12 protein-coding genes are annotated in these 15,161 nt (G+C 64.4%); 1 reads left to right on the top strand and 11 read right to left on the bottom strand.

All coding sequences use genetic code 11. The annotated features are described in order from the left end of the window. Window positions 1-21 precede the first annotated feature (21 nt). From fumC to pmbA, 3 genes are all read right to left on the bottom strand, one after another. Complete coding sequence (fumC, locus tag ACZ0AV_RS17975) at window positions 22-1,398, bottom strand: class II fumarate hydratase FumC (RefSeq protein WP_499152291.1); 1,377 nt, start codon at window positions 1,396-1,398, stop codon at window positions 22-24. Beyond that, on the bottom strand, window positions 1,391-1,786 hold the full coding sequence (locus tag ACZ0AV_RS17970) for a FagA protein (protein WP_499152290.1): 396 nt from the start codon (window positions 1,784-1,786) through the stop codon (window positions 1,391-1,393). The genes fumC and ACZ0AV_RS17970 overlap by 8 nt, the downstream gene beginning before the upstream one ends. A gap of 270 nt (window positions 1,787-2,056) precedes the next feature. Next, window positions 2,057-3,403, bottom strand: a complete 1,347-nt coding sequence (gene pmbA / locus ACZ0AV_RS17965) for a metalloprotease PmbA (RefSeq protein ID WP_499152289.1) — start codon at window positions 3,401-3,403, stop codon at window positions 2,057-2,059. 102 nt (window positions 3,404-3,505) lie between these two features. On the opposite strand from pmbA, the gene yjgA reads away from it, so the two are divergent. Next, window positions 3,506-4,024, top strand: coding sequence for a ribosome biogenesis factor YjgA (yjgA, locus tag ACZ0AV_RS17960; protein WP_499152288.1), 519 nt, complete (start codon window positions 3,506-3,508; stop codon window positions 4,022-4,024). A gap of 43 nt (window positions 4,025-4,067) precedes the next feature. On the opposite strand, the gene tldD is transcribed toward yjgA, so the two are convergent. The 8 genes from tldD to mreB form a co-directional block, all read right to left on the bottom strand. After that, window positions 4,068-5,510, bottom strand: a complete 1,443-nt coding sequence (tldD, locus tag ACZ0AV_RS17955; protein WP_499152287.1) for a metalloprotease TldD — start codon at window positions 5,508-5,510, stop codon at window positions 4,068-4,070. Continuing rightward, entirely contained in the window at window positions 5,507-6,361 is an 855-nt protein-coding gene (locus ACZ0AV_RS17950; RefSeq protein ID WP_499152286.1) for a carbon-nitrogen hydrolase family protein, read from the bottom strand. Before ACZ0AV_RS17950 ends, tldD begins: the two co-directional genes overlap by 4 nt. Before the next feature lie 30 nt (window positions 6,362-6,391). Next, the gene (locus tag ACZ0AV_RS17945; protein ID WP_499152285.1) at window positions 6,392-10,219 is read right to left on the bottom strand and encodes a YhdP family protein; all 3,828 of its coding nucleotides are present in this window, start codon (window positions 10,217-10,219) and stop codon (window positions 6,392-6,394) included. Window positions 10,220-10,250: 31 nt separating this feature from the next. Next, window positions 10,251-11,708: a ribonuclease G gene (gene rng / locus ACZ0AV_RS17940; protein WP_499152284.1), complete on the bottom strand. Its 1,458-nt coding sequence runs from the start codon at window positions 11,706-11,708 to the stop codon at window positions 10,251-10,253. A 96-nt stretch (window positions 11,709-11,804) separates the two neighbouring features. Further along, complete coding sequence (locus ACZ0AV_RS17935; protein WP_499152283.1) at window positions 11,805-12,386, bottom strand: Maf family protein; 582 nt, start codon at window positions 12,384-12,386, stop codon at window positions 11,805-11,807. A gap of 34 nt (window positions 12,387-12,420) precedes the next feature. Next, window positions 12,421-12,909, bottom strand: coding sequence for a rod shape-determining protein MreD (mreD, locus tag ACZ0AV_RS17930; protein WP_499152282.1), 489 nt, complete (start codon window positions 12,907-12,909; stop codon window positions 12,421-12,423). Next, entirely contained in the window at window positions 12,906-13,850 is a 945-nt protein-coding gene (gene mreC, locus ACZ0AV_RS17925; protein ID WP_499152281.1) for a rod shape-determining protein MreC, read from the bottom strand. Before mreC ends, mreD begins: the two co-directional genes overlap by 4 nt. 120 nt (window positions 13,851-13,970) lie before the next feature. Continuing rightward, the gene (mreB, locus tag ACZ0AV_RS17920) at window positions 13,971-15,008 is read right to left on the bottom strand and encodes a rod shape-determining protein MreB (protein WP_499152280.1); all 1,038 of its coding nucleotides are present in this window, start codon (window positions 15,006-15,008) and stop codon (window positions 13,971-13,973) included. Between the last annotated feature and the right edge of the window lie 153 nt (window positions 15,009-15,161).

The following is a 15,161-nucleotide window of genomic DNA, read 5'->3' as shown; positions in this document are numbered from 1 at the left end:
CAAACGTTGCAATGACCGGCGTTACAGGCCGCCTTCGGTGAGCCGCTCGGGGTTGAGCAATTGCTCCAGTTCGGCGCGCCCCAGCTCGGTCATTTCTTCGGCTACATCGATGATCGGCCGGCCTTCCCGATAAGCCTTCTTGGCGATTTCCGCGGCCTTCTGGTAGCCGATCAGCGGGTTCAGTGCCGTAACCAGAATCGGGTTGCGGCCCAGCGCTTCCCTCAGCTTGGGCTCATTGACCTTGAAGCTGGCGATGGCACGGTCCGCCAACAGATGGCTGACGTTGGTCAGCAACTCGATGCTGCCGAGCAGGTTGTGAGCTATCACCGGCAACATCACGTTCAGCTCGAAATTGCCGGACTGGCCAGCCACCGCTATCGCAGCGTCGTTGCCGATCACCTGCGCGGCGACCATCGCCGTCGCTTCCGGGATCACCGGATTGACCTTGCCCGGCATGATCGAGGAGCCAGGCTGCAGCGCTTCGAGTTCGATTTCGCCGAGGCCGGCCAGCGGCCCGGAGTTCATCCAGCGCAGATCGTTGGCGATTTTCATCAGCGACACCGCGGTGGTCTTGAGTTGCCCGGAAAGCGCCACGGCGGTGTCCTGCGAGCCGATCAGGGCAAAGAAGTTGCTGCCAGGCGTGAACTGCCGTCCGGTCAGCGCATTGAGCTCCTGACAGAACAGTTCGGAAAAGCGTGGATGGGCATTGATGCCCGTGCCGACCGCGGTGCCACCCTGGGCGAGGGCCTGCAGCGCCGGCAGGAGGCTGCTGAGCAGCTGGATATTGCCCTGGATCTGCTGCGCCCAGCCGTCGAGCACCTGACTCATGCGCACGGGCATGGCGTCCATCAGGTGGGTGCGCCCGGTCTTCACATAGGGCTGGACCTCGAGCGACTTCTCGCACAGCACCTTGAGCAGGTGACCCAGGGCCGGCAACAGGCGTTCGCTCACCTCGATCGCCGCGCTGACGTGGATGGTGGTTGGAATGATGTCGTTGCTACTCTGCCCGCAGTTGACGTGGTCGTTGGGGTTGACCGGCTCGCCGAGAACGCGCGTGGCCAGGGTGGCGATCACCTCGTTGGCATTCATGTTCGAGCTGGTGCCGGACCCGGTCTGGAACACGTCCACCGGAAAATGCTGCATGAAGTCTTCGGCCAGCAGTTGCTGACATGCCGAGACGATGGCGTCGCCCTGGGCAGGCAGAATCTGTTCCAGGTCGACGTTGGCGCGGGCGGCGGCGGCCTTGGCCAACACCAGCGCGCGAATGAAGGCTTTCGGCATGGCCAGGCCGGACACTGGGAAGTTGTTGACCGCGCGCTGGGTCTGGGCGCCAAACAGGGCCTCGGCGGGAACCGCCAGTTCGCCCATGCTGTCGCGTTCAATACGGGTGTTATTCATAAGGATTTCCTTCTGCCAATTCGGCGATAGAAAGTGACGGCTGCAGGCGCAGGCCGGCCAGACGATTGCGAACGCGGTTCAGGCTATGCTGCTGATCACGTTCGACCGCCAGGTGCTGCAGCGCGTAGAGGGAGCGATAGGTATGGTCCAGACACAGGCTGCGCCAGTGCCAGGGCAGCGCGGTGTCGCAGGCGGTATCCATGAGCAGGCTGAGGGTCGTCAGCGACATCCGCCAGGGGCACAGGCGGCCATGCTCGACCAACTGCCGGCCTTGCGACCAGTGGAGCTCGAGCAGCCGCGGCTCATCCGGAAGCAGGGCGCAGCGAATTCGAAAACCCAGCCAGTGCCAGCAATCCGGACAGGGCGTAGTGCTCGAGCGAAATCTCATGGCTCACCTTTCAGAAGATAATAATATTAATTCCTAAACAGAAAGAATAATCAATACCGCAGTAAATGGAAGCGCCATCCATCCTCGGCAACCCTGGTCACGCTTGAAGACATGCGCTCAGTGAAATGCAGAAAAATCGGCGAAAACCGGTCAAGAACAGGGGAAAAGGCGACAATTTTCTGAAAATACGGAGTTCACGAAAAAGCGCGACATAGCGCCACCTTGCGTGGCTGCCCCGAAAGAACGGGCGCCGATTGGCGCCCGGATACTTCAACTACCCGCGACTGTCATCTTTTCGATCAGCACCGAGCCGGTGCGAATGTTGCTCCGCAGTTCCAGATCGCTGCCGACCGCGACGATCTGCCTGAGCATGTCACGCAGGTTGCCGGCGATGGTCACCTCCTGCACGGCAAACTGGATCTCGCCGTTTTCCACCCAGTAGCCACCGGCGCCACGCGAATAGTCACCGGTAACCATGTTCAGGCCATGCCCCATCAACTCGGTAACCAGCAGGCCGCGGCCCATGCGCTTGATCAGCGCCTGCTGGTCTTCATCACCATGGCTGACGAACAGGTTGTGCACACCGCCTGCGTTGGCGGTGCTGGGCATGCCCAGCTTGCGCCCGGCGTAGGTTCCGAGGATGTAGGAAACCAGCCGGCCACCCTCGACGAAGGGCTTTGCGTAGGTGGCCAGGCCATCGCCATCGAACGCGGCGCTGCCCATGGCACGAGGAATGTGCGGCCGCTCGTCGAGGTTGAGCCAGGACGGAAACAGCTGCTCACCCAGGGAGCCTTCGAGGAATGACGACTTGCGGTACAGCGCACCACCGGAGATGGCACCAAGGAAGCTGCCGAACAGCCCGGTCGCCAGTTCTGCAGAGAACAGCACCGGCACTTCGCAGGTCGGCACCGGACGGGCACCAAGGCGGCTGACCGCACGTTGCGCCGCGCGGCGACCGATGCTTGCAGCATCAGCCAGCAGCTCGCCTTGGCGGTTCACGTCGTACCAGTAGTCGCGCTGCATCTGCCCATCGCTTTCGGCAATCATCACGCAGCTGAGGCTGTGCCGGGTGCTGGCGTAACCACCAATGAAGCCGTGGCTGTTGCCGTATATGCGGCAGCCCTGATGGGTGCCCAAGCTGGTGCCGTCGGCATTGCGGATGCGTGAATCGGCCTCGAACGCCGCAGCCTCGCACACCAGCGCGCGCTCGATGGCTTGCTCCGGGGTTATGTCCCAGGCGTGATACAGGTCCAGTTCGGGCAGATCGCGGGCCATCAGCGCGGCGTCGGCGAGGCCGGCGCTTTCGTCTTCGGAGGCATGCTTGGCGATGGCCAGGGCGGCCGCCACGGTCTCGCGGATCGCCGCATCGCCGGTGGCCGATGTGCTGGCCGAGCCCTTGCGCTGGCCGACGTACAGGGTGATGCCGAACCCCTGATCGCGGTTGAACTCGACCGTCTCCACCTCACGCTGGCGCACCGTGGTAGACAGCCCCTGCTCCACCGACACCGCCACTTCACAGGCACTGGCGCCCTGCTTCTTGGCCTCGGCGAGAATCTGTTCGACCTGTGCCTGCAGGCCCGCTAGCGCGCCTGGTCCGACTACTTCCACTTCACTCATAACGACTCCTGAACATTGGCCGCAGCGGCAACGACTCGGGTCGCGCATGCGGCAAGAAACTTGCTGCTATCATGGCGGCGTTTCCCATTGGATCACCGCAAAATGTCTGATTACCTCGACGACTTCTCCGGCGAGAAGAGCAAAACCCAGATCAAGCGTGAATTCCACGCCCTGCAGGACCTTGGCCAACGTCTCGCCGCCCTCAAGCCCGATCTGCAGAACAAGCTGCCGCTGACCGACGGCCTGCGTCGTGCGCTGGAAGAATCCCCCAAGCACACCGCCAATGCCGCGAAGAAGCGCCATATGCAGTTCATCGGCAAGCTGATGCGCGACCAGGACATTGAAGCAATCCTGACGCTACTCGATCAGCTCGACGCTTCCACGCGCCAGTACAACGAACGCTTCCACAATCTCGAGCGCTGGCGTGATCGCCTGATCGCCGGTAATGACGAGGTGCTGGAGAAATTCGTTGCCGAATACCCCGAAGCCGACCGTCAACACCTGCGTGGGCTGATCCGCCATGCCCAGCATGAAGCGGCGCAGGAAAAAGCCCCGGCCTCGTCACGCAAAATCTTCAAATACATCCGCGAACTCGACGAATCCCAGCGCGGCCTGCGCTAGGTTTCGCTCGCTCGCACGGCCGGGGCGAGCCCCGGCTGACCGTTCAGGCGCCGGTGCCACCTACCGTGATCGCATCGATCTTGAGGGTCGGCTGGCCGACGCCGACCGGCACCGACTGCCCGTCCTTGCCGCAAGTGCCCACGCCGCTGTCCAGCGCCAGGTCGTTGCCGACCATCGACACTTTGCTCATTGCCTCCGGGCCATTGCCGATCAGCGTCGCGCCCTTGACCGGTGCGGTGATCTTGCCGTCCTCGATCAGGTAGGCCTCGCTGGTGGAGAACACGAACTTGCCGCTGGTGATGTCGACCTGACCACCGCCGAGGTTGGCGCAGTAGATGCCCTTCTTCACCGAACGGATGATTTCCTCGGGGTCGCTCTCGCCGGCCAGCATGTAGGTGTTGGTCATGCGCGGCATCGGCAGGTGCGCGTAGGACTCACGGCGACCGTTGCCGGTGCGCGCCACGCCCATCAGACGCGCGTTGAGTTTGTCCTGCATATAGCCCTTGAGCACGCCGTTCTCGATCAGCGTGGTGCACTGCGTCGGCGTGCCCTCGTCGTCCATGCTCAGCGAACCGCGGCGCTGGGCCAGGGTGCCGTCATCGACGATGGTGCACAGCTTGGACGCCACCTGCTGGCCGATCTTGCCGCTGTAGTTGGAGCTGCCCTTGCGGTTGAAATCGCCTTCCAGGCCATGCCCGACCGCCTCGTGCAGCAGCACGCCAGACCAACCGGCGCCCATCACCACCGGCATGCTGCCAGCGGGCGCGGCTACCGCTTCGAGGTTGACCAGCGCCTGACGCAGCGCTTCACGGGCATAACCCATGGCGCGATCCTCGCTGAGGAAATAGCTGTAGTCGGTACGCCCACCGCCACCATGGCCGCCACGTTCGCGACGACCGTTCTGCTCGACTATAACGCTGACATTGAAACGCACCAGCGGACGGATATCGGCGCCGAGGCTGCCATCGGTGGCGGCAACCAGGATGCGATCCCAGACGCCGGCGAGGCTCACCGTTACCTGCTTGATGCGCGAGTCCAGAGCACGGGTTGCCTGGTCAATACGCTTGAGCAACTCGACCTTCTGCGCGCGGTCGATGACATCCAGCGGATTTTCCGGTGCATACAGCGGCGTCACCTGGGTTGCCGAAAATGCCTGCACCCGACCCTGCTGCCCGGCGCGAGCGATGGAGCGTGCGGCACGGGCTGCCTGGCTCAGCGCCTCGGGCGTAATGGCGTTGCTGTAGGCGAAACCGGTCTTTTCCCCGGATTGAGCGCGTACGCCCACACCTTGATCGAGGTTGAAGCTGCCTTCCTTGACGATGCCGTCTTCCAGCACCCAGGTCTCGGAAACCTGAGTCTGGAAATACAGGTCAGCCGCATCGATACCCGGCCCGGCCAGCTCACCGAGCACGCCAGGCAGATGATTCAGGGTGAGACCGCCTGGGCTGAGCATCTGCTCGCTGACGGTCAACAACATGTCGCTCATAACGTCTCCACATCAGGCTGCCGCGGCTCGGCCGCAGCGAAAAATCGTTTGTGTCGCAGCACCGGCATGCGTTCACGGATCGCGGTCTGCTCGGCGGTATCGCGTTCGGCCAGCAGGGCCGCCTCGCCATCCGCCTGTTCTGCCAGCTTACGCCCCCAGGGGTCGATAATGCTGGAGTGGCCGTAGGTTTCCCGGCCGCCGGGGTGAATACCGCCCTGAGCGGCGGCCAGCAGGTAACACTGGGTCTCGATGGCGCGGGCGCGGATCAGCACGTCCCAGTGGGCGGCGCCGGTAACCCGAGTAAACGCCGACGGTGCACTGATCAGCTCGGCGCCAGCGTCGCGCAGCGCACCATAGAGCTCAGGAAAGCGCAGGTCGTAGCAGATGGTCAAACCCAGGCGCCCGACGGGGGTGTCGGCCACCACCAACTGTTCGCCATGGGCATAGTCATCGGACTCGCGATAATGGCCACGGCTATCACTTACATCGACATCGAACAGGTGCAGCTTGTCATAGCGGGCCACGCGCTCGCCGTGCTCGTCGATGAGCAGCGAGCAGGCCCTTGGCTTGCCCCGCGGTTGGCCTTCCGGCGGCAGTGGCAGGGTACCGGCCACTATCCACAACCTGAGGGCGCGAGCGGTACGTTTCAACCAGGGCAGCACCGGGCCTTCACCGCAGGCTTCCAGGTACCCGAGCTCGCCGGCATCGCGGCGGCCAAGGGCGGAGAAGTTTTCCGGCAGCACGGCCAGCCGCGCGCCACCGGCCGCCGCCTGTTCCAGCAAACGCTGCGCCTGCAGCAGATTGGCGACGATATCCGCCTGGCTGGTCATCTGGATGACGGCAAGTGACATCACGGCTCCTCGTTCGGGTAGGGCTGCACGTCAGTTGGGTTTCTCGAACGGCTTGTCGAAGGTCAGCTGCGGATCATGCAGCGTGCCCTTCACGTCGTATTGCACGCTGGCGAAACGCGCGACCCGATCACCGAGCAGCTTGTCAGCCACGAACAGCGCCCCGCCAATCGCCGGCGCGCCGACGATCAGTGCGGCGAGTGGCAGGTTGTTGGTGACTGGCAGCGTTACCAGCAGCTTGGCGTCGATGCCCTGGTTGATCATGTTCAGGGTGCCGTTGAGCTCCAGGTTGCTCGACGGCCCGGTCATGGTGATCGGCTCCTGGGTGACGAACACGCCATCGGTAGCGCTCAGGTTACCTTTGACCCGGTCATAGCTCAGGCCTTTGCCAAGCAGGTCGGAGAAGTCCAGCCGCAACCGGCGACCAATCGAGTTGAAGTTGAGCAGGCCAAACACCCGCAGCGCCGAAGCCGAGCCCTGTATCTCGACGAACTGACCCTTGCGCAGCGCCGCATCGAGGCTCCCGGAATAGCGCTTGAGGCTGAAGTAAGCCGGCGAACCGGGCCAGTGACCGTCCGCATCCAGGCGAAAGCTTTCGCTGGTAGCCGAAGGCGCGTAGCCCCAGGCCTTGAGCACCTCGGAGAGCTTTTCACCCTGCATGCGCCCCTTGTACCAGCTGCGCGTCTGCCCGGGCACGCCCTGCCAGCCGATGGCGCCCCCGAGGTGCAGGCCCTTGAGGTTGATGTCCAGGTCACTGAACTGTACGCCCTGAGCATCCGGCCGCGCCTTGAGCGACCAGGCGCCCATGTCGTCGTCGCCCTGGAACACGTGGGCGACACGCACATCCAGCGCGGGAATCTGCCGTGGGTCGAAATTGGCCAGCGGGTCAGGCGCTTCCGGCTCCGTCGCGCCCTCGGTTTTCGGCTTGGCCGCTGGCAGGCGCACATACTCCAGGTCGGCGATGATCGGACGGCCAGACGCGTCGAACAGGCTCACACGCCCCTTGGCCAGCGCGCTGTCGACGCTGAGCGACCAGCCACCGTCGATGGGCCACAAGCCGACATCGAGGTCATCGAGCTGTTGGCCGAACCCTTCGAAGCGACCAATGCGCAATTGCGCGTCGGTGAACAGTTGCTGAGCATCCTCGCCGGACGACTGCTGGTAGGGTTTGACCGCCTCCTGCCAGGCAGCCAGGTCGACCTGCGCGACCCGCCCACGAACCCGCACGCCGCAGCTGGTCGGCAGAATCGCCGGGCCGTCGCCCAGGCGCAATTCGCCCCGGCTCTTCTCGAACTGCCCGGGCGGCGTCGCCAGGGTGAAGCTGGCCACGTCCGCATAATCGAACCAGTAACGCTGTTCGCTGCCACCGAAGTTCATCCGCCAGTCGGCATAACGCTCTTCGCCAGCCGCCTTGCCGAACGGCGCCGGCAACGCGATGCCGAGGCCCTTGAGGTTGGAGTCGACGCGCAGTTGACTGTCCTCCCCCTCGAGGCTCAGGCGCAGGCGATACGGCAGGCTGCCCTCGGCCGGCAACGGTTGTTTCACGCCCAGCCAGCCGGCGAGGTTGGCCAGGGGGACCACCCCGTTGGCCTCGATGCGGCTACGCGCGCGGCCTGGCTGCCCATCGGCGACCGCCTTGCCGCGCACCGCGTGGCCCAGCGCACGAGCGCTGATCGCAGGTGCACTCAATCCCTTGCTGGTGTCGTAGCGGAAATCACCGCTCACCTCGGTCAGCTCCAGCGCCGGCTTGCTGATGGCCAGCGAGGCCTTGTCGGCCGTGAAGTCGACGATCACCTTGGGCTGCTGGCCCTTGCCCAGCGGGATATCCAGGTCCAGCGCACCGTCGAGGGCACCCTTGCCCTTCCAGCCGGCAAAGGTGTCGGCCACTCCCAGCGGCGTGTCCTGGAGAATTTTCAGACCATCGCCGACGCTGCTCTGCAGCTTGCCCTTGAGCTTGAGGCGCGGTGTTTCACCCGGGTCGACGCGGGCGATATCGGCAACGGCCTCGCGCACCTGGCTGTCGAGAATGCGCCCCTGCGATACGCGCACGCGCACGCCGCTGTCTTCGATCAACACCTGGCCACGGGCGTCCTTGAGCGTCGGCCATCCCGGCTGGAAGGCAAGCTCGGCATCCTCCACGTCGAAGAACAGGCTGATGCTGCGCACGGCCGGGTCTGGGTTGCGGTTGATCGACCCCTGGTACTGGAAATAGCCTTCATTGACCTTGCCGCCGCGAATCGCGGTTTTCAGCCACTCGTCGAGCGCAGGGCTGAGTGCTGGCGTCGGCAGGTATTTCTCGGTGAAGCGCGCATCGCCGTCACGGATGCCGACCCGCAAGTCCATGTAATCCTCGCGCTCGGGATCCTTGAGCAGGCGGATCAGGAAGTCGCCGGCGACCTTGCCCTCGTCACCCACCACCTGCAGGTAGGGCGCGCGCAGCGTGAAGCCCTGGTCATCGAGCGTCCAGGTCAGTCGTCCCCGGGCCTGCTGATACTTCCAGGCCTTGGGAAACAGCGTGGTGAGGTGCAGGGAGAAGTCTTCGCTGTCGACTTTCAGCTCGCCCTGGCCTAGGTCACCGGTGATGCTGCCGCTGCCATTTTCCACGGCCGGTGACGCATGCCAGGCGGAGAACCCCACGCGCTCCAGGTTGGCGGCGAACTGCAGACGCTGCGGCCCCGCGAACTCCGGCCTGAAGCTGGCCGTGAGGTTACGCAGGGCGCCATGGGGCTTGAGGGTCTGCAGCAGCTCCAGCGCGGTATCCGGCATCGGCGCCAGGCCCTCGACCAGCGGCACCAGCAGGCCGACATCGAGGCGGTCGGCGCTCAGGCTCCAGCGCTGCAGGTCCTCGCCCCTGGCCGCCTGATGGTCGAGGGCGATGCGCGCTTCACCCCAGCGCTGGTCGCCACGGCTGAAGGCGAAATCGTCGAGCAGCAGCTGGAAATCATTCTCCTCGCGTTCGAAGTAGGCATTCAGCGAAAGGTCCTTTATCGCCACCGTTTCGCGCTCGGCGTAGCGCCCCGCCAGCTGGGGGGCGTGCAGGCGGGTGGCGGCGGCCTGCAAACGGCGATGCTCCCAGAGCCCCCACGCCTCACCGCCCAGTTGCAGGTGGTCGAGGTGCCAGCCACGGGTCACGGCCGGCGGCAGCCAGGCCGCCCAGTCGCTCTGCGGCCCGCTCAGGTAGAACTCGGCACGCGCGTCCTGCCAGTGCTCGGCCTGCATGCGGGTACGCAGCTGCAGGGCGAGGGGTTGGCCATCGGGCAGTTGCACGCGAGCGTCCACCCGCTGTCGAGTGCTGCCATTGCGAATGCTGAGATTGATGGCGCTGAGCGTGATGGGTTTCAGACCCTGAGCCTGAACGCTCACCTGGCTGTCGAACAGGGAAAGCCGGTTGACCATCTGCGACTGACGCAGCACCTTGGCCACGTCCAGCGGCGGCTGATTCTGCCGCTGTGGAATGCCTTCCACCTGCCAGGCGCCGTCTTCGCCCTGACGCACCGTCAGGCTCAGGCCGTCGAGCTGCAAATCGGCGATGCGCGGCTGCCAGGCGAGCAGGCTTGCCAGCAGGTCAGGCACCACACGAACCTGCTGCAGCGCCAGGCTCTGATCGCCTTCACCCAGGCGCAGGTCGCGCACCAGCAGCAGCGGCGAGAAACCGCTCCACTGGCCTTCCAGCGTGCCGATGCTGACGGGCAGGCCGAGTGCCTGGGTGGCGCGGGCTTCGACGTCCTCTCGGTACTCGGCGACCAGCGGTACCAGCTGGCGGCCCAGGCTGACATAAAAGGCAGCCAGCACCAGGCCCAGGGCGCACAGCCCCAGACTCCAGCGCAACAGCGTGGCAAACGCCTGCCCGAACCGCTCCATTCAGCTCATGCCCCGGCCCGGCCGGGCATTTTCATAGCAACACCACATCGTATTGTTCCTGGGAGTACATGGTTTCGACCTGGAACTTGATGGTTCGGCCAATGAATGCCTCGAGGTCGGCGACGTTGCCCGATTCCTCGTCGAGCAGGCGATCGACCACCTTCTGGTTGGCCAGCACGCGATAACCCTCGGGTTGATAGGCACGCGCTTCGCGTAGAATCTCCCTGAAAATCTCGTAACAGGTGGTTTCCGCCGTTTTCAGCTTGCCCCGCCCCTGACAATGGCTGCAGGGCTCGCATAGCACCTGTTCGAGGCTTTCGCGGGTGCGCTTGCGGGTCATCTGCACCAGGCCCAGTTCGGTGATGCCGATGATGTTGGTCTTGGCGTGATCGCGCTCCAGTTGCTTTTCCAGCGTGCGCAACACCTGACGCTGGTGCTCTTCGTCTTCCATGTCGATGAAGTCGATGATGATGATGCCGCCGAGGTTGCGCAGGCGCAGCTGCCGGGCGATGGCGGTGGCCGCTTCGAGGTTGGTCTTGAAGATGGTCTCTTCGAGCGTGCGATGACCGACGAAGGCGCCGGTATTGACGTCGATGGTGCTCATCGCCTCGGCCGGGTCGATGATCAGGTAGCCGCCGGACTTGAGCGGCACCTTGCGCTCCAGGGCCTTCTGGATCTCGTCCTCGATGCCGTGCAGGTCGAAAATAGGCCGTTCACCGGGGTAGTGCTCCAGGCGGTCGGAGATTTCCGGCATGAGTTCGTCGACGAACTGCGTGATCTTCTGGAAGGTTTCCCGCGAATCGACGCGAATCTTCTCGGTGCGCGCGCTGACCAGGTCACGCAGGGTGCGCAGCGCCAGGCTGAGGTCTTCGTAGATCACCGACGGGGTTGGCGCGCTCTTCATCTGCTCGGCGATCTGCGTCCACAGGCGGCGCAGGTAGCGAATGTCGACCAGGATCTCTTCGGCCCGCGCGCCGTCGGCAGCGGTGCGCAGGATGAAGCCGCCGGCTTCCTCGATGCCTTCGGCCGCCACGCAGTCGGTGACCACCTGCTTGAGGCGCTCGCGCTCGGCTTCGTCCTCGATCTTCAGGGAAATGCCGACATGGCTGGTGCGCGGCATGTACACCAGGTAGCGAGACGGGATCGACAGTTGGGTGGTCAGCCGCGCGCCCTTGCTGCCGATCGGGTCCTTGGTGACCTGCACCGTCAGGCTCTGGCCCTCGTGCACCAGCGCGCTGATGGTTTCGACCGCGCTGCCTTCGCGGCTGGAGATTTCCGAGGCGTGGATGAATGCGGCCCGCTCCAGGCCGATGTCGACGAACGCCGCCTGCATGCCCGGCAGTACGCGCACCACTTTGCCCTTGTAGATGTTGCCGACGATGCCACGGCGCTGGGTGCGTTCGACGTGCACTTCCTGCAGGACACCGTTTTCCACCACCGCCACGCGCGATTCCATCGGCGTGATGTTGATCAGGATCTCTTCACTCATGCGCCCATCTCTGCTTGAGATGAAGCTGAAAGCAGCGGCAGGCTCCACCGAGCCTGGCACATCGCGGCCTGCAACCTCTGGGTTATGCGCTGGCAGTCATTGCCAGCACGGAATCGCGAATTCCGCGAGCAGCTCCGCAGTCTCGCACAACGGCAGGCCGACCACCGCTGAATAACTGCCCTGCATCTGGCTGACGAAGACCGCCGCCAGCCCCTGAATACCATAACCGCCCGCCTTGTCGCGTGGCTCGCCGGTGGCCCAATAGGCTTCGATCTGCGCCGGGCTGAGCACCTTGAAGCGCACGCTGCTGGTGACCACGCGAGTGGCGGCGCGCGTTTCGCTAAGCAGCGCGACGGCGGTCAGTACCTGGTGTTCACGCCCGGACAGCGCAGCGAGCGTGGCCAGCGCATCGGCTCGGTCGACCGGCTTGCCGAGAATGCGACCGTCGAGCACCACCGCCGTGTCCGAGCCGAGCACCACGGCGCCCTCACGCTCGGGCAGGCCCTCCAGCACGGCCGCGGCCTTGGCTCTCGCCAGGCGCTCGACATAGGCATCCGGCGACTCGGCCGCCAGCGGCGTTTCATCGATGGGCATCACCCGGGTGAGGAAGGGCACGCCAATCTGCGTCAGCAGTTCACGGCGCCGTGGCGATGCCGAGGCCAGGTAGAGCGTTGCCATGCAGACGTCTCGCAATCAGGCGCCGCAGCGCGTTTCAGTTGACACCCAGGCGGCGGTGCAAGGCCCGCAGCAGCGTACAGACCCATGGCCAGAGCAGTGCGCTGACCAGCACCGGCAACACGAAGGCCAGGGTGGGCGGGCGGTTTCCGGTCAGGGCGTTGAGCCACAGCTGCACCAGTTGCGCGACCCCGAACACCACCAGCAACACCATGCTCTGCTGCCACATGGGGAACATGCGCAGGCGTTGGTGCAGGCTCAGCACCAGAAAGGTGATCAGGGTGAGAATCAGCGCGTTCTGGCCCAGCAGTGTGCCGTTGAGCACATCGGCGAGCAGCCCCACGCACCAGGCACTGGTCATGCCGACGCGGTGCGGCACGGCCAGCACCCAGTAGGTGAGAAACAGCGCCAGCCAAAGCGGCCGGCCGATTTCCATGAAGCGCGGCAGGGTGGATACGCTGAGCAACAGTGCCAGGCCCATGGTCACCCAGATGACCCAGACATTGTTGGAACGGGCGGCAATCATTGGCTGGCCTCCTCGCCACCGGCTGGAACCACAGGCGCACTGTCGGGAGACGGCGCATCGGCAGGCGCTGGGGGGTCGGCGGGAATCTCGTCACCGGGCTCCTGCAATGCCTGACGATCGACCTCTTCCTGCGCCTCCGCCGACTCGGCGGCGCGTTGCTCGGGCGTGCGCGGGTCAGTGAACACCAGCAGCATGTAACGGGTTCGATTAAGGTTGGCGGTCGGCACGGCGCGCACGATGGCGAAGGGCTGACCGGAGTCATGTACTACCTCCGTCACGGTAGCCACCGGGTAACCCGCCGGAAAACGCTGCCCGAGGCCGGAGCTGACCAGCAGATCACCCTCGCGGATGTCTGCCGTGTCGGCGACATGGCGCAGTTCCAGGCGTTCCGGGTTGCCCGTACCGGTGGCAATGGCGCGTAGCCCGTTGCGGTTGACCTGTACCGGAATGCTGTGGGTGGTGTCGGTGAGCAGCAGCACCCGCGAGGTGTAGGGCATCACCTCCACCACCTGGCCCATCAGGCCACGGGCATCGAGCACCGGTTGGCCGAGCACGACACCATCCTTCTCGCCCTTGTCGATGAGAATGCGGTGGGTGAAGGGGTTGGGATCGATGCCGATCAGCTCGGTGGCCAGCACCTCGTCATCGACCAGGGCCGACGAATTGAGCAGCTCGCGCAGGCGCACGTTCTGCTCGGTGAGAGCGGCCAGCTTCTGCAGACGCCGCTGCATCATCAACTGCTCGGCCTTGAGTTTCTCGTTCTCGGCCGCCAGTTCATTGCGCGAACTGAGCTCCTGGGTCGCGCTTTCCCACAGGGTCACGGGGAAACGGCCCAGCCAGTAAACCGGCTCGACGATCAGGCCGAGCTGGCTGCGTACCGACTGCAGGACGGTGAGGCGCGCGTCGACGACCATCAGCGCGGCCGACAGCACGGCGAACACCAGCAGGCGTACACCGAGCGAAGGGCCTTTGGCGAATAGCGGCTTTATGGTGAGTACCTCTCGACTGCCAGCCAGAAAGCTGCATGCGGCTTCAGGCTGCTGCAGCGCAAGGTGTGCAGCTTATTCGGTGGACAACAGATCCATGGTGTGGCGATCCATCATTTCCAGCGCCTTGCCGCCGCCACGGGCCACGCAGGTCAGCGGGTCTTCGGCGACGATCACCGGCAGGCCGGTTTCCTGGGACAGCAGCTTGTCGAGGTCACGCAGCAAGGCGCCACCACCAGTCAGCACCAGGCCGCGCTCGGCGATGTCCGACGCCAGTTCCGGCGGCGACTGCTCCAGTGCGCTCTTGACCGCCTGGACGATGGTCGCCAGGGACTCCTGCAACGCTTCGAGCACTTCGTTGGAATTGAGGGTAAAGCTGCGCGGTACGCCTTCGGCCAGGTTACGGCCACGTACGTCGACTTCACGGACCTCGCCACCTGGGTAGGCGGTACCGATTTCCTGCTTGATGCGTTCGGCGGTGGACTCGCCGATCAGCGAACCGTAGTTGCGGCGCACGTAGGTGATGATGGCTTCATCGAAGCGGTCGCCACCGACGCGTACGGATTCGGCGTAAACCACGCCATTGAGGGAGATCAGCGCGATTTCGGTGGTACCACCGCCGATATCGACGACCATCGACCCACGGGCCTCTTCGACCGGCAGGCCGGCGCCGATGGCAGCGGCCATGGGCTCCTCGATCAGGAACACTTCACGGGCACCGGCGCCCAGCGCCGACTCGCGAATGGCGCGACGCTCGACCTGGGTCGATTTGCACGGCACGCAGATCAGCACGCGCGGCGACGGCTGCAGGAAGCTGTTTTCGTGAACCTTGTTGATGAAGTACTGCAGCATCTTCTCGCACACGCTGAAATCGGCGATCACGCCGTCCTTCATCGGGCGGATGGCGGCGATATTGCCCGGTGTACGACCGAGCATGCGCTTGGCGTCGGTGCCGACGGCTACAACACTTTTCTGATTGCCATGGGTACGAATGGCGACGACCGACGGCTCGTTCAGGACGATGCCGCGCTCGCGAACATAAATAAGGGTATTGGCAGTGCCCAGGTCAATCGACAGATCGCTGGAAAACATGCCACGCAGTTTTTTGAACATGGGATAAGGACCCTAGGCAACGCGTGGGTAAAGATACAGCGCAAGAAAACACGCAGGTAAAAAAGTGCGGCAAACTCTAACAACGGCAGGGATTTTGAGCAAGGCACCAATATGTTAGATTGCCTGTTTTTCCCGGGCTTTGGGGCATCTTCG

It is taken from the genome of Pseudomonas sp. AC532 (assembly GCF_979258965.1).
This window is presented reverse-complemented; position numbering and strand designations above follow the sequence as displayed.